The sequence below is a fragment of the Pseudomonas sp. EYE_354 genome (assembly GCF_023148575.1).
Classification (GTDB): Bacteria; Pseudomonadota; Gammaproteobacteria; order Pseudomonadales; family Pseudomonadaceae; genus Aquipseudomonas.
Window position 1 is genome coordinate 146,396 of the sequence record NZ_JAHXNQ010000003.1, and the last position, 19,491, is coordinate 165,886.

The 19,491-nt window shown below is 61.7% G+C and carries 15 protein-coding genes; 5 read left to right on the forward strand and 10 right to left on the reverse strand.

The window, feature by feature from the left end; translation table 11 throughout:
• Positions 1 to 4 precede the first annotated feature (4 nt).
• Genes KZX66_RS05335 through KZX66_RS05345 form a run of 3 tightly spaced genes read right to left on the reverse strand, consistent with a single transcriptional unit; the run spans position 5 to position 1,759 of the window.
• Positions 5 to 274 carry a phosphopantetheine-binding protein gene (locus KZX66_RS05335; protein ID WP_248077218.1) on the reverse strand — a complete coding sequence of 90 codons (270 nt, stop codon included), beginning with the start codon at positions 272 to 274 and terminating at the stop codon, positions 5 to 7.
• A complete protein-coding gene (locus tag KZX66_RS05340; protein ID WP_248077220.1) occupies positions 252 to 1,064 on the reverse strand; it encodes a lysophospholipid acyltransferase family protein in 813 nt (270 codons plus the stop codon). Before KZX66_RS05340 ends, KZX66_RS05335 begins: the two co-directional genes overlap by 23 nt.
• A complete protein-coding gene (locus tag KZX66_RS05345; protein WP_248077223.1) occupies positions 1,040 to 1,759 on the reverse strand; it encodes a beta-ketoacyl synthase chain length factor in 720 nt (239 codons plus the stop codon). The genes KZX66_RS05340 and KZX66_RS05345 overlap by 25 nt, the downstream gene beginning before the upstream one ends.
• A gap of 326 nt (positions 1,760 to 2,085) precedes the next feature.
• Here KZX66_RS05345 and KZX66_RS05350 point away from each other — a divergent pair, with 326 nt between their 5' ends.
• Together KZX66_RS05350 and KZX66_RS05355 are read left to right on the forward strand one after the other, a co-directional pair.
• Positions 2,086 to 2,856, forward strand: coding sequence for a ParA family protein (locus KZX66_RS05350; RefSeq protein ID WP_248077227.1), 771 nt, complete (start codon positions 2,086 to 2,088; stop codon positions 2,854 to 2,856).
• 398 nt (positions 2,857 to 3,254) lie between these two features.
• Complete coding sequence (locus KZX66_RS05355) at positions 3,255 to 3,485, forward strand: DUF6124 family protein (RefSeq protein WP_248077231.1); 231 nt, start codon at positions 3,255 to 3,257, stop codon at positions 3,483 to 3,485.
• 69 nt (positions 3,486 to 3,554) lie between these two features.
• Here KZX66_RS05355 and trxC read toward each other — a convergent pair whose 3' ends face one another.
• On the reverse strand, positions 3,555 to 3,989 hold the full coding sequence (trxC, locus tag KZX66_RS05360) for a thioredoxin TrxC (protein ID WP_248077234.1): 435 nt from the start codon (positions 3,987 to 3,989) through the stop codon (positions 3,555 to 3,557).
• Between trxC and KZX66_RS26360 the strand changes: the two genes are divergently transcribed.
• Positions 3,988 to 4,116, forward strand: coding sequence for a hypothetical protein (locus KZX66_RS26360; RefSeq protein WP_282445838.1), 129 nt, complete (start codon positions 3,988 to 3,990; stop codon positions 4,114 to 4,116). The genes trxC and KZX66_RS26360 overlap by 2 nt on opposite strands.
• Positions 4,117 to 4,132: 16 nt before the next feature.
• On the opposite strand, the gene selO is transcribed toward KZX66_RS26360, so the two are convergent.
• The 4 genes from selO to KZX66_RS05380 form a co-directional block, all read right to left on the reverse strand.
• Positions 4,133 to 5,596 carry a protein adenylyltransferase SelO gene (selO, locus tag KZX66_RS05365; protein ID WP_248077238.1) on the reverse strand — a complete coding sequence of 488 codons (1,464 nt, stop codon included), beginning with the start codon at positions 5,594 to 5,596 and terminating at the stop codon, positions 4,133 to 4,135.
• 48 nt (positions 5,597 to 5,644) lie between these two features.
• Positions 5,645 to 9,028: a mechanosensitive channel MscK gene (gene mscK / locus KZX66_RS05370; RefSeq protein WP_248077241.1), complete on the reverse strand. Its 3,384-nt coding sequence runs from the start codon at positions 9,026 to 9,028 to the stop codon at positions 5,645 to 5,647.
• 58 nt (positions 9,029 to 9,086) lie between these two features.
• Positions 9,087 to 10,829 (reverse strand): potassium/proton antiporter, encoded by a 1,743-nt coding sequence (locus KZX66_RS05375; protein WP_248077247.1) that lies wholly within the window; start codon positions 10,827 to 10,829, stop codon positions 9,087 to 9,089.
• 267 nt (positions 10,830 to 11,096) lie between these two features.
• A complete protein-coding gene (locus KZX66_RS05380; RefSeq protein ID WP_248077252.1) occupies positions 11,097 to 12,722 on the reverse strand; it encodes a methyl-accepting chemotaxis protein in 1,626 nt (541 codons plus the stop codon).
• Positions 12,723 to 12,999: 277 nt separating this feature from the next.
• Between KZX66_RS05380 and KZX66_RS05385 the strand changes: the two genes are divergently transcribed.
• Together KZX66_RS05385 and KZX66_RS05390 are read left to right on the forward strand one after the other, a co-directional pair.
• Positions 13,000 to 13,230, forward strand: coding sequence for a hypothetical protein (locus KZX66_RS05385; RefSeq protein WP_248077257.1), 231 nt, complete (start codon positions 13,000 to 13,002; stop codon positions 13,228 to 13,230).
• The gene (locus KZX66_RS05390) at positions 13,227 to 13,517 is read left to right on the forward strand and encodes a cell division protein ZapA (protein ID WP_248077262.1); all 291 of its coding nucleotides are present in this window, start codon (positions 13,227 to 13,229) and stop codon (positions 13,515 to 13,517) included. Before KZX66_RS05385 ends, KZX66_RS05390 begins: the two co-directional genes overlap by 4 nt.
• On the opposite strand, the gene KZX66_RS05395 is transcribed toward KZX66_RS05390, so the two are convergent.
• Together KZX66_RS05395 and putA are read right to left on the reverse strand one after the other, a co-directional pair.
• Entirely contained in the window at positions 13,514 to 15,316 is a 1,803-nt protein-coding gene (locus KZX66_RS05395) for an acyl-CoA dehydrogenase (protein WP_248077268.1), read from the reverse strand. The two genes, KZX66_RS05390 and KZX66_RS05395, sit on opposite strands and share 4 nt — an antisense overlap.
• A 154-nt stretch (positions 15,317 to 15,470) precedes the next feature.
• The gene (gene putA / locus KZX66_RS05400; RefSeq protein ID WP_248077271.1) at positions 15,471 to 19,424 is read right to left on the reverse strand and encodes a trifunctional transcriptional regulator/proline dehydrogenase/L-glutamate gamma-semialdehyde dehydrogenase; all 3,954 of its coding nucleotides are present in this window, start codon (positions 19,422 to 19,424) and stop codon (positions 15,471 to 15,473) included.
• Positions 19,425 to 19,491 lie beyond the last annotated feature (67 nt).

Genomic DNA, 19,491 nt, shown 5'->3' on the forward strand with positions numbered 1-19,491 from the left:
GGTCTCAAGCTGCCTGTCTGGCCGTGACGAACGCCGCAAGGCTGGCCACGTTGGTGAAGTGGTTACGGGTGTCCTTGGCGTCGGCATCGATCTTGATGCCGTACTTTTTCTGGATCGCCAGGCCCAACTCCAGGGCGTCTACCGAATCCAGGCCCAGGCCTTCGCCGAACAGGGTTTGATCGCTGCCGATGTCGTCGACGCTGATGTCTTCCAGGCCCAGGGCCTCGATGATCAGCATCTTAATGTCGTGCTCAAGGCGGTGTCTGTCGCTCATCTTCGGCGAGCTCCTTAATAAAATAGTGGTGCAGGTAATCGTTGAGCTTGCGCGAGGCCTGGGGCGCGGGCCCCAGGGTTGCGAACGCCTGTGGTTCTATATCGGCACCCACGCGCAAACTGAAGTGCACGCGGCATTTTGGGATGCGATACCAGGGTTCGGCCTTGGTCAGGGTCGTGGGGCTGACCTTGATCACCACGGGGGTGATGATTGTCGCACCGCGCAGCGCAATGGCGGCGCCACCGCGATGAAAGGCAGGTGCCGCGCCGGGTGTGGTACGGGTGCCTTCGGGAAAGATGATCAGGGTCTGGCCGCTTTTCAGAGCATCGGCGGCGGCATCGAGCATTTCGGCACTGCCGTCGTTGCTGATGTAGCCGGCGTCACGCACCGGCCCGCGGGTGAAGGGGTTTTGCCACAGGCTGCGTTTGACCACGCAGTTGGCCTGGCGCACCAGACCGATCAGAAACACCACGTCGATCAGCGACGGGTGGTTGGCGATGATCATCTGGCCGGGGCGGCCGAGCCTGTCGGCGCCTTCGACGCTGTAGGTCAGCACGCCGGCGCGTTGCATCAGGCGAATAAAGAACCAGAACAGCCAACTGATAGTGTGGCGGGCGCGGCGTCGGTGGTTGGCCGCGCTCCCCGGCAGACAACTGAGCAGGGGGAATACCAGCAAACGCAGGCACAGCCCACCGACGCCGAACAGCGCGAAGCTGGCAGCGGTTGCGAACAGGCGCCAGTAATAGGCGTCCCGTGGCTTATCGGTCAGGGCTTGCGTTGCCAATTCCATACGCGGTTCTTCCAGGCATGTTGGCAGGCACGCTGCTCGGTGAGCAGGGTGCGCAGCAGGTTCAGGGCGTGGGGCCACTGGGTTTGAGTGGGTTGGACACTGCCTGGCGTGAGTTCCAGTTGCCATTCGTCGCCCGGCGTCAGCAGCAGGCCGAGGGCGTAGGGGAAGGGCACATCAACGATCCAGTTGGCATACGCCTGTGGCGGTTGCTCTTCGGTGATCACCAGCAATACGGCAGGCGCGCCTTCGCGCAGCAGCGCGGCGGCTTCGAGCATGCCGTGTTCCAGGCCGTCGCCGGCGGCGGCGAGGGCGGTCATTTCGCTGGTTTCATTGCGCAGAATCGACCACAGGCCAATCACCGCGTTGTGCACCGACAGGCTGAACTGGGTCGGCGACAGCGGCTGCTCGTTGGCCAGGTCGCTGAGGATGTCGAGGGTGCGCGGGGTTTCGCCATGCCGGGAAATAAACACCAGCGGCAGGTCTTGCAGGCCTTCGGCCAATGGCCAACCGACGCTGAACGCCATGCGCGCCAGGCGGCTCAAGCGCCGGCGCTGCATGGCGGGCAGGAAGGATACGTCGGGCGACGCGTCGCTGGCGGGCAGCAACACCGGGGCCTGGCACCACGCATGCCAGTCGTGCGCGCGCTCCAGGCCAGGAGCCCAGGCGCGCCATTGGGCGATGTTGAAGTTGATCACTGAGAAGTTATCCCGCCCCTGCGGGCTTCCATGTGCGGCTTTTGGCCCCGAAAACCGGGGCAGGGATCAATAGCCGAATGGCGCGCATTATCCCGGTGCCGTGGGGTTCTAGCAAATATTGGTAAAGATTTGTTCACGGCGGATGACAAGCAGGTCGCAAAGATTTGCCGATTGTCCTTTACCGGGTGCCCCTTGGATTGTCGGACTGTTCTTATTTATCTGTATTTGATACGCCGCCAATGCGGCGATGCATCGCTGAACGAGGTAGCTAACAGGCGCTTTTGCCCTCTACACTCGGACATTCATTGATACACGGAGGTTTTTCCATGCGGCGTGTGGTGTTCAATCAGAAAGGCGGCGTGGGCAAATCCAGCATCGCCTGCAACCTGGCGGCGGTCAGTGCCAGCGAAGGCTATCGGACCCTGTTGGTGGACCTCGATGCACAGGCCAACTCCACCCAGTACCTGACGGGGTTGACCGGCGACGACATTCCCATGGGGATCGCGGATTTTTTCAAGCAAACCCTGTCTTCCGGGCCGTTTTCGAAGAAGAACAAGGTGGATATCTACGAGACCCCGTTCGACAACCTGCACGTGATCACCGCGACGGCCGAGCTGGCGGACTTGCAGCCCAAGCTTGAGGCCAAGCACAAGATCAACAAGTTGCGAAAGCTGCTGGACGAGCTGAGCGAAGATTACGACCGGATCTACCTGGACACGCCGCCAGCGCTGAATTTCTACGCGGTTTCGGCGCTGATTGCTGCAGATCGCGTGCTGATCCCCTTCGATTGCGACAGCTTCTCGCGCCAGGCCCTGTATGGCCTGCTGGCGGAAATCGAAGAATTGAAGGATGACCACAACGAAGGCCTGGAAGTGGAAGGCATCGTGGTCAACCAGTTTCAGGCCCGGGCGAGCCTGCCGCAGCAGATACTCGATGAGCTGATTGCCGAAGGGCTGCCGGTGCTGCCCGTGTACCTGGCCAGCTCGGTGCGCATGCGCGAGTCGCATCAGGAGAGCAAGCCACTGATTCACCTTGACCCTCGGCATAAGCTGACCCAGCAGTTTGTGGAGTTGCATAACTTGCTGGAAAACGGCTGACCTCAAAGGCAAGACACATCCACCGTTGTGGGAGTATTCCTGCTAGAGGATCTGGATGTGTCTTACAAGGGCTGTAGGAAGGGTCTGGCAATCGCCGCTGTACCTTGTCTCAACGCCTACAGGTACGCCAGAATCCGCCGGCTTGTACGTCTGGATGGGCGTCTCTAAGGTTTGCCGGTCGCTGAATGTTCAGTGATCGGGTTTAGTAGCCCGAGCGTGATCGCCGAAACGTACAAGTCTCATCTACCGGGCTTTCAGCCTGTACATGATGGTGGCTGTGCGCAGGGCACCTTCGGGTGCGCCGGTCTTCGGCTTTCCACCGGTCTACTAACCTGCGTACAGCTGCCACCCTTCGTTTAGTAGCGATTTGATGGTGGCCCAAGCCGGGAAAGTCGATTATGCCAAGCGCTACACACCTGTTCTGCGTATCACCCAACCTCCCCACCGAAACCCTCGTGCTTAACAGCTACGAAACCTTCTCTTCGGTGCGCACCTTGTTGCTCAACCTGTCCAACGACCTCACCGGTGAACACCGCGATGTGGCCCTGGCCATCCATCAACTGAGTGAACTGGGCATCATGCTGGTCGGCCAGATGATGGATCGCGAAGCCCCCGTAGTCAGCACATAAAACCCAGTCGGAAACCTGGGAGCGGGCATGCTCGCTCCCGCTTTGGTCGGTATTGCCCGCAGAGCCGCCTTACACCCCCTGGCTGCGCAACCAACTGATCAACTGCGGCAACGCAAACGCCCCGCTCTGGCGCGCCACCTCGCGGCCGTTCTTGAACAGAATCAAACTGGGGATCGAGCGTATCCCCAACTGCGCCGATAACTGCGGGTTGGCTTCACTGTCGAGCTTGGCCAGCCGGCACTTGCCCGCAAGCTGCCCTGCCGCCTGTTCAAACACCGGCGCAAACGACTTACACGGCCCGCACCAGTCGGCCCACACATCCACCAGCAACGGCAGGTCGCCCTTGATCTGGCTGGCATAGTCGCCTTGTTTGAGCTCAAACGGTTTGCTCAACAACACAGGTTGCTTGCAGCGCCCGCATTTGGGCGCATCACCCAGGCGCTCGGCGGGGATGCGGTTGAGGCCGTTGCAATGTGGGCAGGGAATAACGAGTGGTTCGGACATGGTGCGCTCCGCGAGTGTGGCCAATGCTCCCTATCTGGAGTCAGGTGCCAGCGTTATCAAGTCGAACGTGCGACAGATCCGCTGGCTGGCGGAGTTCTTCAAGGTACCGGTCGACATGTTCATCTAAGCGCGAGCCTGGCGTATCACGACGAACAACTGATCTCCAAATGCTTGCCCCAATCCGGCGGCCGCTGCGCGTATTGTTCCATCCCTGCCTGTTCTTCGAACGGTTTGGAAAGCACCGCATGCAGTCGTCGCACTTCGCTGTAATCGCCGGACTCGGCGGCGGCGATAGCGTTCTGCGCCAGGTAGTTGCGCAGGATGTACAGCGGGTTGACCGCATGCATCCGCGCGCGGCGCTGCTCTTCGCTGTGGTTCCCATCCCGCTCGACACGGGCCTTGTACTGCTCGGCCCAGGCATCAAACCCGGCCATGTCGACAAAATCATCGCGCAAGCGCGTCACCGCCAATGCGGCCGATTCATCCCCCAGCCGGCGGAAGAACAGGGTGTAATCCACGCCGCTGTTCTGCATCAGCTTGAGCAGGCGCTCCACCAGTTTCTGGTCATCGTCTTCGGCCGTGGTCAGCCCCAGGCGGCGGCGCATCAGGTCCAGGTAGTGGGCTTGATAGAACGGCAGGTACAGGCCGAGGGCTTCTTTCAAGGCGTCGACGCTGATAAACGGCGTGAGCGCCTGGGCCAGGGCGCTGAGGTTCCATTGCCCGATCGGCACCTGGTTGCTGAAGGAGTAACGCCCCTCGTGATCGGAATGGTTGCAGATGAAGTGCGCGTCAAAGTCATCCAGAAACGCAAACGGCCCGTAATCGAAGGTAATGCCCAGGATCGACATGTTGTCGGTGTTCATCACGCCATGGCAGAAACCATAGGCCTGCCATTTAGCGATCAGTTCGGCGTTGCGCTCGACAATTTCGCGGAACATCGCCAGATACGGCTCAGGCTGTTCGCGGCATTCGGGGTAATGCAGGTTCAATACGTGCTCGGCCAATTGGGCCTGCTGTTCGGGTTTCTTGGTGTAGTAGAAATACTCGAAATGCCCGAAGCGGATATGGCTGGGCGCCAGGCGCAGCACCATCGCGCCGCGCTCCTGTTTCTCGCGCCAGACCGGCGTGCTGGAGCCGATTACGCACAAGGCGCGGCTGGTGGGGATGCCCAGTGCGTGCAGCGCTTCGGAGGCCAGAAACTCGCGAATCGAAGAACGCAACACTGCGCGGCCGTCGCCCATCCGCGAGTACGGCGTCATCCCGGCGCCCTTGAGGTGCAGGTCCCAGTGCTCGCCGGCTTCGTTATAGACCTCGCCCAGCAGCAAGCCCCGGCCATCGCCGAGTTGCGGGGTGTAGCCGCCGAATTGGTGCCCGGAATAGACCATCGCCCGCGGCTCCGCTTCGGCCCATAGCGTGTGGCCGCCGAACAGTTCGGCGAACACCGGTGTTTCGGCGACGGCGGGGTCGAGGTCCAGCAGGGCCATGGCGGCCTCGCTGGCCACGACGAGGCGGGGCTCGTCGAGGGGCTCAGGCAGGACGTGGGTTGAGAACGCGTCGCCCAGGCGTGCGAAGCGGTTGTCGAAGGTCAGTTCGTCGAGGGCTTTCACCGGCCATCTCCAGCAGAATGTCCGAGCATTCTGCTGGGGATAGGGCGTTTAGTCGAGTTTGCTCGGCGGCGGCTCGGGCGCATCCTGGACTTTTGCGGCAGGCGGCTCGGGTGCGTCCTGATCCGTCGTGGGCGCTACGATGGTCTTGCGCTCGTCTTCCACCGGCACCAGCTTGTATTCCTGGCCGTGCATGTTTTTCAGGTACACCTCCATCTGTCGGAACGAGATGTTGATGTGCTGTTTCTTGAATTCACGGTTGATGTAGCGGTTGACCTCGTCCAGCACCGGGTTGCGGTCGCCCAGGTCACGCACGTGCATGCGCAGTTCGTGGTCCAGGGTGCTTTCGCCGAAGTTGAGGAAGTACACGTGGGGCTCGGGTTCTTTGAGTACCCGTGGGTTTTCTCTTGCGGCCTTGAGCAACAGATCCTTCACCAGATCCAGGTCCGAGCCGTAGTCCACGCCCAGTTTCAAGGTGACGCGGGTGATGGTGTCGGTCAGCGACCAGTTGATCAACTGCCCGGTAATGAACGTCTTGTTGGGGACGATGATGTCCTTGCGGTCGAAGTCGGTGATGGTGGTGGCGCGGATGCGGATCTTGCTCACCGTGCCCGACAGGTTGCCGATGGTGATGGTGTCGCCGATACGCACCGGGCGTTCGAACAGGATCATGATGCCGGAGATAAAGTTGGCGAAGATCTCCTGCATGCCGAAGCCCAGGCCCACCGACAGCGCGGCCACCAGCCATTGCAGTTTGTCCCAGCTCACGCCGAGGGTGGACAGCGTGGAGACAAACCCCACCCCGGCAATCACGTAGGACAGCAGGGTGGTGGTGGCGTAGGCGCTGCCCTGAGCCAGGTCGAGCTTGGACAGCACCAACACTTCCAGCAGGCCGGGCAGGTTGCGCGCCAGGGCGAAGGTGATGCCGATGATGATCAGTGCGCCGAGCAAGTCGCCGATGCTGATAGGCACCATGCTGATATTCGCACCGGTGCCACTGGTGTATTCGTACAGCGTGACGTTATCGAGGTAGGAAAACACCGAGATCAGGTCCGACCACACCCAGTACAGCGCGGCGATAAAGCCGCCGAGCAAGGCCAGGCGAATCAGGCGCATGGACTGCTCGTTAACCTGCTCGATATCCAGGGTCGGTTCTTCGATCACCGCTTCGCCGTCCCCGGCTTCCTTGGCCGCCTGGCGTTTGGCCAGGGCACGCGAGTAGGCCAGGCGCCGGGCGGCAACGCCCAGGCCACGAACGAAGGTGGCTTCGATCACCAGCCAGAACATCAGCAGGTACAGGGTGTTGATCAGCCGATCGCTGAGCTTCAGGGCGGTGTAGTAGTAGCCAAAGCACACGGCAATGAACAGGGCGATGGGCAGCGCGGTAAACAGCAGGCCCATGGCTTTGCGAAACAGTGAGGCTTTTTCGTGGGTCGGGCTGTGCAGCAGCAGGCGGCCAAGCAGCCAGGCCATCAACGCGTAGCACAACAGCACCACGCCGATGCCCAGCACGTCGTCGGCCAGCGCCGCCGGCTGGTGTTCGGCGATGGCCACCACGGCCACCAGCGCAAGGACCACCAGCCCGAGTTTGCGCACCCAGCCTTGCAGGAATTCGACTTGGGGTTTTTCCCAGCGGAAGTGCAATTCGGCCACGCCACCCGGCGCCAGAATGCGGTAAGCGGTGTAGAACACCAGCCACGCCTGGGCGATTTGCAGCAACGCCGAGCCGAGGTTGGCGTTTTGCCCGCGGGCGTCGATCTGCAGCGCGTAGCCGCACAACGCCAGGCCCAGGGCGACCGGCATCGCCAGCAGTATATTGATCAGGATCGCCTGGGGCGTGTGCCACTGGCTGTCGCGCTTGAAGTGGCCGATGTCCAGGTGGACCTTTTTCAGGCGCGCGTACAGGGCGTTGCGCCGCCACAGCAGTGCGCCGATCAACAGCAGCAACGGCAGGAACAGCAGCGGACGCTGGGTCAGGCCGTCATACAGTTCGCTGACGCTGGATGCCCACGGCAGGGTAGTGACTTGCTTGCTCAGGTGCGCCGGCACGGTCTCCAGCCACTCGGTGTCCAGCGGCTTGTTGCTGGGGATCCAGAACATCTGCTCGTCCAGCGTGGCGCGCAGGGTGGTGGCGGTGCTGAGCAGTTGTTTCTGGTTGAGTTGCAGGGTGATGGATTCGTTGAGCAGCGCGCTCAGCTCGCGGCTCAGGCGTTCGAGCAGGTCGCTGCGGGTGACCGCCAGTTCCAACAGCGTGCGGCGCAGCTGCGGCGTGACGTCGTCCGGTGGCTGGTTGGCCAGCAGGTTGTCCACATAAGCGCTGGGAGAGCTGATCAGCTCGCGCTGCTGGTTGACCTCGAACTGGTACAGGCGAATGTTGGCGATGTCGTCGGCCAGATCGCGGTCTACGGTGAGGCGCGGCAGCGCTTGTTTTTGCTTATAGAGAATCTTGGAGAGCAGCAGGCTGCCCTTGAGCACGTTGATCTGCTCGTCCAGGGCCGAGTCGCTCTGGGTCACGGTGTCCAGTTGCTGCTTGGTTTGCAGGTTCTTCTGGGTCAGATCGTTGAGGCGGTCGGTGCTTTTGAGCAGGTAGTCGGAGAGCTTCAGGTTCTGCGCGCTTTCAGTGGCCAACAGGCTGCTGCCGCCGGCCTTCTGCGCTTCGATGGACTGCTGGGTGACGGTCTGTTGTGACTGGGCCAGACGTTTTTGGTTGATCAGGGTTTGCAGGTCCTGGATTTCTTGCTCCAGGCGCGCGGTTTTTTCCTGGATCAGGTCGTGCTGGCTGTTGCCCAGGTCTTGCAATTGGCTGTTGCCGGCCAGTTCCTGGCGGCGCAGTGGGATCAGGGCGTTGAGTGCGGCGAGTTCGGCGTTGAGTTGGTTGCGTTGGTCGCCGGTCAGGGCTTTGCCGTTGTCTTTGCCGGCCTTGAGGATCGAATTGATCTGCAGAATGCGTGTCTGGCTGCTGCTGATTTCGGTCTGGGCGCGCTCTGGGCGCGTCTGGGCGGCGATGGTCAGGCTGTTGGCATCGGCCAGTTCCTTTTGCAGATCACCTTGCTGCGTGCTGCGCTGCACCAGCAGTTGTTCAAGTTGTGGCACCGGCAGGGTGGCGTACCGCTGGGCCACCGGGATGATTTTGGTGGCCTTGAGCCGGGTCAGCTCGCGCTGGTTTTCGTTGGTCTGGCGCGGTGCGTCCTCCAACTGGCGCTTAAGGTCGACAAGACGCTGCTCGTAATCCTGCTTGTTGCCCAGGTAAGTCAGGGTCTGTTGCAGGATGTTTTGCAACGCTTTCATGTCGGCGTCGGGCAGCTTGCGGTCGGGCAGCTTGTCCAGGGTTTGCTGGATGGCATCGGCGCTGGGCGGCTCGGCGGCGTAGACGCTGCCGGTGCATAGAGTCAGGCCCAGCAGGGCAGTGGCAAAAAAGGTGCGCAGGATTGTCATGGATACCAGTCAAGCAAGGCAGAGAAAATGGGGGGCGTGGCGCCACAGCCCCAGCAGTTTAGAGGAAGAGCCCGGGGCCTGGACGACTTCCTTCGGGGAATTTGACGCCGACTTTTCCGATTCTGTTCCCGTCCATGACTGCGACGGTCCACAGGGTGTTGTTCCACTCCACCTGGTCGCCGACGATAGGTGCGCCGCCGACTTTCTGAGTGATGAAACTGCTCAGCGGCATGTCCGGGTCGATACCGTCCAGCTTCAGGCCATAGAGCGCCGACACCGCGCCCAGCTGGGCGTCGCCTTCGAGGACGAAATCGCCGAAGAAACGCAGGTCGAGGCCGCGCTGCGGCGCCTGGCTGAACAGCTTGCCCAGGGCCGGCAGGTTGTGTTCATGGCCGATCACACAGAGCAGATCACCGACTTCCAACACCGTACTACCCGACGGATGGAGCAGTTGCTGGCCACGGAACAGGGCGGCGATGCGGGTGCCTTCGGGCATTTTCAGCTCGCGCAGGGCCGCGCCGATGCACCACTTTTCGGCGCCCAGGCGGTAGACGAACAGTTCCCACTCGCTGGTAACGTGGACTTCCAGCGCGGCGCGGGAGATCGGCGCAGGGTCCGGTGGTACCGTCACTTTCAGCAACTTGGCCACCCACGGCAGGCTTGTGCCTTGCACCAGCAGGGAGACCAGCACGATAAAGAACGCCAGGTTGAAGTACAGCTGCGCATGGGGCAAGCCGGCCATCAGCGGGAACACCGCCAGGATGATCGGGACCGCGCCGCGCAGGCCGACCCAGGCGATAAAGGCTTTTTCGCGACCGTGGAAGGCCTTGAATGGCAACAGGCCGACCATCACCGACAGCGGCCGCGCAAACAGGATCATCCACAACGCCAGACCCAGGGCCGGCAGGGCGATCGGCAGCAAATCATGAGGCGTGACCAGCAGGCCCAGCACCAGGAACATACCGATCTGTGCGAGCCAGGCCATGCCGTCGAGCATGTGCAAAATGCCATGACGGCTGCGCACCGGGCGGTTGCCGATCACCAGGCCGCACAGGTACACCGCGAGAAAGCCGCTGCCGTGCAAGGCGTTGGTCAGGGCGAAGACGAACAGGCCGCCGGCGATCACCAGGATCGGGTACAGGCCAGTGGCCAGGTTGATGCGGTTGACCATCTGCAGCATCAGCCAGCCGCCGCCCAGGCCGACCAGACCGCCGATGCCGAACTCGCGCACCAGGTGGGTCAGCAGGCTCCAGTGCGGGCCGGTCTGGCCGCTGGCGAGCATGTCGATCAGGGTGACGGTGAGGAACACCGCCATCGGGTCGTTACTGCCGGATTCGATCTCGAGGCTGGCCGTGACCCGTTCGTTCAGGCCCTTGCCGCCGAGCAGTGAGAACACGGCGGCGGCGTCGGTGGAGCCGACAATCGCGCCGATCAACAAACCTTGAATGATGTTGAGGTCAAACAGCCAGGCGGCGGCCATGCCGGTGAGGCCGGTGGTAATCAACACCCCCACCGTGGCCAGCGACAACGCCGGCCAGAGTGCCACGCGGAAACTCGCCACCCGTGTGCGCAAACCGCCGTCGAGCAGGATCACGGCCAGGGCGAGGTTGCCCACCAGGTAGGCGGTTGGGTAATTGTCGAAGATGATGCCGCCGCCATCGACGCCGGCGACCATGCCCACGGCCAGGATGATCACCAGGATCGGGATGCCCAGGCGCGACGAAAGAGAACTCACCAGAATGCTCGCACTCACCAGCAGCGCGCCGATCAAGAACAGGCTGTTGATGGTCGTCGCATTCAAAGGCAGTACTCCATGGGCAAATAAGACGGGGCGCAAACTGACCATGCAGTCTGCGTGCCAGCGATTCTAACCTGTTGAATTGCAGTGCTGTCAAAAAGCTTTGATGACCGGCGCAGAACTGAATGTGAGAGGGGGGCTTGCTGTGGTGAGGGGCCTGTCCCCGACGAATTCAGCGGAAATCCCAGAGGGCCGCTTTGCGGCCCAGCGCAGGGCAAGCCTGCTCACCACAGCAAGCCCCCCTGCATATTTTTAGCCGAGTGCACGCCGTCAGAGACGGAAGCGGCCGACCATCCCGTTCAGGTCCACCGCCAGGCGCGACAATTCGTTGCTCGCCGCGCTGGTCTGGCTGGCGCCGGCGGCCGATTGCACCGACAGGTCCCGGATATTGACCAGGTTGCGATCCACTTCCCGTGCCACTTGCGCCTGTTCTTCAGCCGCGCTGGCGATCACCAGGTTGCGTTGGTTGATCTCGACGATCGCGGTGTTGATGGTATCCAGCGACATGCCCGCCCCTTTGGCGATGTTCAGTGTCGACTCCGCGCGTTCGGTGCTGTTGCGCATCGAGTCCACCGCATGTTCGGTGCCGGTCTGGATGCTGCCGATCATGCGCTCGATCTCGCTGGTGGACTGCTGGGTGCGATGGGCCAGGGCCCGCACTTCATCAGCCACCACCGCAAACCCGCGACCGGCTTCACCGGCGCGCGCCGCTTCGATGGCGGCGTTCAGGGCCAGCAGGTTGGTCTGGTCGGCCAGGCCGCGAATCACATCCAGCACTTTGCCGATGTCGCGCGACTCATCTGCCAGCTCGCCGATCAATGTGGCGGTGGCCTGTACATCGCCGCTCATGCGCTCGATGGCGCTGACGGTTTCCTGCACCAAGTCGCGGCCGTCGCCGGCCGACGTGGTGGCGTTGCGCGAGGCCTCGGAGGTGCTCACGGCGTTGCGCGCGACTTCTTCGACGGCGCTGGTCATCTGGTTGACGGCAGTAGCGGCTTGTTCGATTTCGTTGTTTTGCCGAGTCAGGCCACGGGCGCTTTCGTCGGTGACCGCGTTGAGCTCTTCGGCGGCGGAGGCCAGTTGCGTGGCGGAACCGGCGATGCGTTGCAGGGTGTCGCGCAGCTTGTCCTGCATCTTGGCCATGGCGGCCAGCAGGCGACCGGCTTCGTCGTTGCCGTCGACCTTGATCGGCCGGGTCAGGTTGCCTTCGGCGACTTGTTCAGCGGCTTCCAGTGCCTGGGCGATAGGCTGCGTGATGCTGCGGGTCAGCAGCCAGGCGAACAGTATTGTCAGCGCCGTGGCGATCACCAGCATGCCAATGACCAGGTCAAAGGCCAGCGTGTACTGGTCTTCAGCCTCTTGATTAGTGGCAGCCGCCGCCTTGTTGTTGTAGTCCAACAGGCGATTAAGCACTCCGTTGATCTGTTCGGAGTTGGTCAGCAGGTCAGTGTTAAGCAGGGTACGCAGTTGGTCGATCTGGTTGGCGCTCGACAGGCTCTTCATGCGCGCTTCAATCTGCTGATACTGGGTCAGCAGGCGCATGTATTCGTCATAGATCGAGCGCTCTTCACCGCTGTCGATCAGTTTTTCGTAGGTGTTCTGGGCCGCGCGGATCTGCTGGTTACGCAGTTCGAAGGCTTCCAGGGTCTTTTGTTGAACCTCGGGCTCACGGTTGGTGTGCAACCGGTACGACAGCACGCGCAGGCGCAGGGTCAGTTGGGTGAACTCATCGAGGGCGCGGATGCTCGGTACGCTGGACTGGGTGATGTCTTGGGTCGCAGCACGGATCTTGCTCATTTGACTGAGCGCGAACACACCCAGAAACAGCATCAGTGCACCAATCAACGCAAAGCCGAGGAAGGCCCTCGGAGCGATATTCATATTACGAAGTGACATGCGGGAATCCTGGGGGAAAGCGCGATCCGTGCGGCCGTGAGACGGGGTGTACTTCTCTATCGTGCGTACGACTAAAGTCTAAAGGGGGCTGTGCGCTTTTGTCGCACCTGACCAGGGGTTGGGCGGATTCAGGAACCAGATGGGCTAAATGCAGTCACTAAGGCTCGAAAGTGTGGCCCGGCCCTTAAACAGCGGGCTGCGCGCCGGGGATAAGCCTGGCATCCGAGGTGAATTTTCTTTATCGTCACCGCCCTTTTAAAAAGCCCGAGAAATCAAAATGTTAGAAGCATCCCTCAGCCAATTGGAACAACTGGTCAGCGACCTGGTACAGCAGAACCAGGACCTGTTGGGCCGCAACGAATCCCTCAAGGCGGAACTGGCCAGCGCCAAGGATGAGAACGACAGCCTGCAACTGAGCCTGATGGAACAGGAAGAAAAGCATGGCGCCACTGCCGCGCGTATCCAGGCCTTGGTTGAGCGCGTGAGCGCAGGTCCTGTGGGCGCATGAATGAAGGGATAAAGGTCGTTTCGATTCTCGGAGAGGATTACTCGATCAAGGCGCCTGCAGGGGAAGACAAAACCCTGATGCACGCCGTGACCATGCTCAAGGCTTCCCTGGCCACCACCAAGAAAAAGTACCCGACCCTGATCGGTGACAAATTACTGGTGCTGGCGGCGCTGAACCTGTGCGCCGAGCAGATCGAAATGCAGCAGGCGCACCAAGAGGAACTCGACCGTTACCAAGAGCAAGTCAGCGCCACGGTCGAGGTGATTTCCAAGGCGATCCAGCCTTAGAACCACTCATCCTGCATGCCCAGGCACGTGTCATCGCGTGCCTCCAGAATTGCCAGTTCATGATGGCAGCCCGGTACTTCCCAGGTCAGGAAGTAGCGGGCGGCCTGGAGCTTGCCTTTATAGAAGGCAGCATCCGCCGCATTGCCCCTGGCCAAGCCCTCTTCGGCGCGAATTGCCTGTTCAAGCCAGCGCCAGCCGATCACCGTATGCCCGAAAACCTTCAGGTACAGCGCCGAGTTCGCCAGGCTGCTGTTGACCTTGCCTTGGGCGAGATCCGTCAGCAGGCCCAGCGTGACCTGTTGCAGACGAGCGACCAGTTGTTCCAGTGGCTCTCTCAAGGCGGTGAGTGACGGATATTCGTGGGCGCGGGCGCCGGTTTCGGCAATCAGACGGATCAATTGCTTCAAGCCCGCGCCGCCGTTCTGCGCCAGCTTGCGCCCCAGCAAGTCCAGCGACTGGATACCGTGGGTGCCTTCATGGATCGGGTTCAGCCGGTTATCGCGGTAGTACTGCTCCACCGGGTATTCGCGGGTGTAGCCGTGACCACCGAGGATCTGGATCGCCAACTCATTGGCCTTGAGGCAGAACTCCGACGGCCAGGATTTGACGATGGGCGTGAGCAGGTCCAGCAATTCGTGGGCCTGTTTGCGCTCGGTTTCGGTTTCCAGCGTGGTGGTGTCATCGAACAGCCGCGCGGCGTACAGGCCGAGGTCGAAGGCGCCTTCTACGTAGGCCTTTTGCGTGAGCAGCATGCGTTTGATATCCGCGTGCTGGATGATCGATACCGGCGCGGTGCTCGGGTCTTTGCTGTCGGGCAGGCGACCTTGCGGGCGCTCGCGTGCATATTCCAGGGAATACAGATAGCCGGCGTAACCGAGCATCACGGCGCCCATGCCGACACCGATACGCGCTTCGTTCATCATCTGAAACATGCAGCTCAGGCCCTGATGCGGCTTGCCCACCAGATAGCCGACGCAGTTACCGTTATCGCCGAAATTCAGCGCCGTGGAGGTGGTGCCGCGCCAGCCCATCTTGTGAAACAGCCCCGCCAGCAGCACATCGTTGCGGGCGCCCAGGCTGCCGTCATCGTTGACCAGGAATTTGGGCACGATAAACAGCGAAATGCCCTTCACTCCCGCCGGTGCGTCCGGCAGTTTGGCCAGCACCATGTGCACGATGTTTTCCGACAGCGGGTGATCGCCGCCGGAAATAAAGATCTTGTTGCCCTTGAGTCGGTAGCTGCCATCCGCCGCCGGTTCGGCGCGCGTGCGAATATCCGAGAGCGACGAGCCCGCGTGGGGCTCGGTCAGGGCCATGGTGCCGAAGAAACGCCCCTCGATCATGGGTTGCAGAAAGCGTTGTTTCTGCTCCTCGGTGCCGAAGCTTTCAATGAGGTTGGCCGCGCCCATGGTCAGGAACGGATAGGACGTGGATGCCGCGTTGGCCGACTGAAAGTGCGCAAAGCACGCCTGGGACAGCAAGGTCGGCAACTGCATGCCGCCGTCTTCGAAGCTGCGGGCGGCGTTGAGAAAGCCGGCTTCCAGAAACGCGTCCACCGCCGGTTTGACCTCCGGAATCAGGATGGCCTTACCGTCTTCGTAGCGCGGTTCGTTTTCGTCGTTTTTGCGGTTATGGGGGGCGAAGTGTTTTTCGGCGATGCTGCGCGCGGTACTGATGGCTGCATCGAAGGTTTCGCGGTTGTGCTCGGCAAATCGCTCACGCTGAGTCAGGCCCTCGGCATCGAGGACTTCGTACAGCTCGAAAGCCAGATTGCGGGAACTGAGCAGCGTCTCGGACATGGCGGATTACCTTTTGAGGAGTATGCCGCAGTCTAGGAAGGCTTATAAAAATGGGGAAGGAAGATAGATGGGGGTGATGGGGCGGCACAAGCTGCAAGCTGCAAGTAAGAGCATGTGCTTTCACTTGCAGCTTGTGGCTTAAACCTTACCGCTGTTAACCAATGGTCATCAGGCTGGCATTACCACCCGCAGCAGCAGTGTTAACGCTCAACGCGCGCTCGATCACCAGGCGCTCCAGCGCAATCGCCGTTTCGCCCTGGGACAAACCATGCACGCCGACAATCGCACCGCCACGCTGGGCCACTTGTTTGCACACCGCACGCAGTTGGTCGGAGTCGCCGTGGTGCAAGACCGCGTCGAAGACCACCTCGTCTTTGCTCCAGTCGGCCACGCGTTGGATCTTCGCCTGAATTTCCTTCGGCAGGCGTAGGAACAGGGCCTTGGTCAGGTCGGTTTCCGGCCATACCGCCGAGCCACCCACCGCCAATACTGCGGCCAGTTGAGTCAACAGGTCGCCTTCCACGTCCGCCAGGCACAGCACGTGCTCGCGGGGCAGGATGGCGTAGCTGTTGCGCTCGCCGGTCGGGCCGGCCAGTTGGCGGGTGATCCCGCTCTGCGATTGTGCGGCGAACTGGCTGCACAGCGCGCTCAGTTCGCTGAACTTATTGCTGTCGGCCCAGGTTTTAAGGGCGGTCAGCGGTTGGCTCATGGCATCGCGCAGACGCACATCCGGTGCCGCCAGTTTGTCGCCACGTACGAAGGATTGCTCAATCGCATCGGTAGGACGGGTCGACAGCAGGCGGTACAGGTACAGCGGGCCACCGGCCTTCGGACCGGTACCCGACAGGCCTTCGCCGCCGAACGGCTGCACGCCAACCACGGCACCGACGATGTTGCGGTTCACATAGACGTTACCGGCGTTGACGTTGTCGATCACCTTGGCAATGGTCTCGTCGATGCGGGTGTGCACGCCCAGGGTCAGGCCGTAGCCGGACGCATTGATCTGGCCGATCAGCTGGTCGATCTCTTTGCGCTTGTAACGCACCACGTGCAGGACGGGTCCGAAGATTTCACGTTGCAGCTCGTCGAAGCTTTCCAGTTCGATCAGGGTTGGCATTACGAAAGTGCCGCGCTTGATCTCTTCACCGTCGGCGATGGCCACCTGATACACATTGCGGCCTTTGTCGCGCATGGCCTGGATGTGTTTCTCGATACCGGCCTTGGCTTCGGCGTCGATCACCGGGCCAATGTCCACCGACAGGCGTTCCGGATTGCCCAGGCGGCATTCAGCCATGGCGCCCTTGAGCATTTCGATGACACGGTCTGCCGAATCTTCCTGCAGGCACAGTACGCGCAAGGCCGAGCACCGTTGGCCGGCGCTGTCGAAGGCCGAGGACACCACGTCGATCACCACTTGTTCGGTGAGTGCCGAGGAGTCGACGATCATTGCGTTCTGGCCACCGGTTTCGGCGATCAGCGGGATCGGACGACCCTGGGCATCCAGGCGACCGGCGACATTGCGTTGCAGCAGGCGCGCCACTTCGGTGGAACCGGTGAACATCACGCCTTTGACGCGATCATCACCCACCAGACGGGCGCCTACGGTCTCGCCTTGGCCTGGCAGCAGTTGCAGCACGCCTTCGGGAATACCGGCTTCCAGCAGGATGCGCACGGCCTGTGCCGCGACCAGTGGGGTTTGCTCGGCGGGCTTGGCCAATACCGGGTTGCCGGCCGCCAGCGCAGCAGCGACTTGGCCGCTGAAAATCGCCAATGGGAAGTTCCACGGGCTGATGCAGACCACCGGGCCCAGAGGGCGGTGGGCATCGTTGGTGAAGTCGTTGCGGGCCTGCACGGCGTAGTAGCGCAGGAAGTCCACGGCTTCACGCACTTCGGCGATAGCGTTGGCGAAGGTCTTGCCGGCTTCGCGAGCCAGCAGGCCCATCAGCGGCTGAATTTCGCCTTCCATCAGGTCGGCGGCGCGCTCCAGGATCGCAGCGCGCTCGGCGGGCGGTGTGGCCTGCCAGATCGGGCCTGCGTTAATCGCGCATTGGATTGCGTTGTCGACGTCTTCGACGGTGGCTTCTTGAACCTGACCGACCATGTCGCGCAGGTCGGACGGGTTCAGCACCGGTGCCGCCGCTTGTTCGCTGGCGGCGCAACCGAGCATCGGTGCGGCTTTCCAGTTGTTGTGAGCGGTGGCCAGCAGGGCACAGGACAGCGATGCCAAACGGTGTTCGTTGGCCAGGTCGATACCGGCCGAGTTGGCGCGATCGCTGCCATACAGGTCACGCGGCAATGGAATACGCGGGTGCGGCAAGCCGAAGCCGCCTTCCTGCGTGGCCATTTGCTCGATGCTGGCTACTGGATCGGCCACCAGCTCCTGGATGGAGATGGATTGGTCGGCGATGCGGTTGACGAACGAGGTGTTGGCGCCGTTTTCCAGCAGGCGACGCACCAGATAAGCCAGCAGTGTTTCGTGGGTGCCGACGGGTGCATACACGCGGCACGGACGGTTCAACTTGCCTTCGGAGACCTTGCCTACAACCTGCTCGTACAGCGGTTCACCCATGCCATGCAGGCATTGGAATTCGTACTGGCCGGGGTAGTAGTTCTGACCGGCGATATGGTAGATCGCCGACAAGGTATGGGCGTTGTGCGTAGCGAACTGCGGGTAGATGACTTCCGGCACCGACAGCAGTTTTCTAGCACACGCAATGTAGGAAACGTCGGTGTACACCTTGCGGGTGTAGACCGGATAGCCTTCCAGGCCTTCGACCTGGGCGCGCTTGATCTCGCTGTCCCAGTACGCGCCTTTTACCAGGCGGATCATCAGGCGGTGGCGGCTGCGGCGTGCCAGGTCGATCACGTAGTCGATCACATACGGGCATCGCTTCTGGTACGCCTGGATCACAAAGCCGATACCGTTCCAGCCGGTCAGTTGCGGTTCGAAGCACAGGCGTTCGAGCAGATCGAGGGACAGCTCCAGGCGGTCGGCCTCTTCGGCGTCGATGTTCAAGCCGATGTCGTATTGCTTGGCCAGCAGCGTCAGGGACAGCAGGCGCGGGTACAGCTCGTCCATCACACGTTCGTACTGTGCACGGCTGTAACGCGGGTGCAAGGCCGACAGCTTGATGGAAATGCCCGGGCCTTCATAAATCCCACGGCCGTGGGAGGCCTTGCCGATGGAGTGAATGGCTTGTTCGTACGAGGCCAGGTACTTCTGGGCGTCGTGTTCGGTAAGTGCGGCTTCACCGAGCATGTCGTAGGAATAGCGGAAGCCTTTGGCTTCGAACTTGCTCGCGTTGGCCAGGGCTTCGGCAATGGTTTCGCCGGTGACGAACTGCTCACCCATCAGGCGCATGGCCATGTCGACGCCCTTGCGGATCATCGGCTCGCCGCTCTTGCCGATGATACGGCTCAGGGACGAGGTCAGGCCTGCCTCGTTATGGGTGGCGACCAGTTTGCCGGTCAGCAACAACCCCCAGGTGGCGGCGTTAACGAACAGCGACGGGCTGTTGCCCAGGTGCGGGTGCCAGTTGCCGGTGCTGATCTTGTCGCGGATCAGTGCGTCACGGGTGCCCTTGTCCGGGATGCGCAGCAGCGCTTCGGCCAGGCACATCAGCGCCACGCCTTCCTGGGACGACAGGGAAAATTCCTGCAGCAGGCCCTGAACAATACCGGCACGGCCGCCAGCGCTCTTCTGATTGCGCAGCTTTTCGGCAATCGAGGCGGCCAGCTTGTTGGTCGCTTCGGCCATCGGGGCTGGAAGGCGGGCCAGTTCGATCAGCATCGGCACCACTTCCGGCTCAGGGCGGCGGTAAGCGGCGGTGATCGAAGCGCGCAGAACCGATTGCGGCAGGATGCTCTCGGCGAACTCAAGGAAGCATTGGTGCGCGTGGTCGGTCTGGACCTCGCCTGCATCATCGGCATCCTTGCTGCTCAAGCCATTGAGCTCGGCCAGGGTTGCGCCACCCTCGAGTTTCTCCAGGTAATTGAAAATCGCCTGCTTGATCAGCCAGTGCGGCGTGCGATCAATGGAGGTCGCGGCGGCCTTCAGGCGTTCGCGGGTCGGGTCGTCGAGTTTGACCCCAAGGGTGGTCGTCGCCATTTTCTTATCCTCATGGGTGCCACTACCGAGTGGCATTAGCTGGCGGCAAGATTAGCCGCGCTCATGA

What these genes read in the sequence shown, in the direction of transcription:
- KZX66_RS05335 (WP_248077218.1), bottom strand. Translation starts at nt 274, where the DNA reads ATGAGCGACAGACACCGCCTTGAGCACGACATTAAGATGCTGATCATC.
- KZX66_RS05340 (WP_248077220.1), bottom strand. Translation starts at nt 1,064, where the DNA reads ATGGAATTGGCAACGCAAGCCCTGACCGATAAGCCACGGGACGCCTAT.
- KZX66_RS05350 (WP_248077227.1), top strand. Translation starts at nt 2,086, where the DNA reads ATGCGGCGTGTGGTGTTCAATCAGAAAGGCGGCGTGGGCAAATCCAGC.
- KZX66_RS05355 (WP_248077231.1), top strand. Translation starts at nt 3,255, where the DNA reads ATGCCAAGCGCTACACACCTGTTCTGCGTATCACCCAACCTCCCCACC.
- KZX66_RS26360 (WP_282445838.1), top strand. Translation starts at nt 3,988, where the DNA reads ATGGTGCGCTCCGCGAGTGTGGCCAATGCTCCCTATCTGGAGTCAGGT.
- trxC (WP_248077234.1), bottom strand. Translation starts at nt 3,989, where the DNA reads ATGTCCGAACCACTCGTTATTCCCTGCCCACATTGCAACGGCCTCAAC.
- mscK (WP_248077241.1), bottom strand. Translation starts at nt 9,028, where the DNA reads ATGACAATCCTGCGCACCTTTTTTGCCACTGCCCTGCTGGGCCTGACT.
- KZX66_RS05380 (WP_248077252.1), bottom strand. Translation starts at nt 12,722, where the DNA reads ATGTCACTTCGTAATATGAATATCGCTCCGAGGGCCTTCCTCGGCTTT.
- KZX66_RS05385 (WP_248077257.1), top strand. Translation starts at nt 13,000, where the DNA reads ATGTTAGAAGCATCCCTCAGCCAATTGGAACAACTGGTCAGCGACCTG.
- KZX66_RS05390 (WP_248077262.1), top strand. Translation starts at nt 13,227, where the DNA reads ATGAATGAAGGGATAAAGGTCGTTTCGATTCTCGGAGAGGATTACTCG.
- KZX66_RS05395 (WP_248077268.1), bottom strand. Translation starts at nt 15,316, where the DNA reads ATGTCCGAGACGCTGCTCAGTTCCCGCAATCTGGCTTTCGAGCTGTAC.
- putA (WP_248077271.1), bottom strand. Translation starts at nt 19,424, where the DNA reads ATGGCGACGACCACCCTTGGGGTCAAACTCGACGACCCGACCCGCGAA.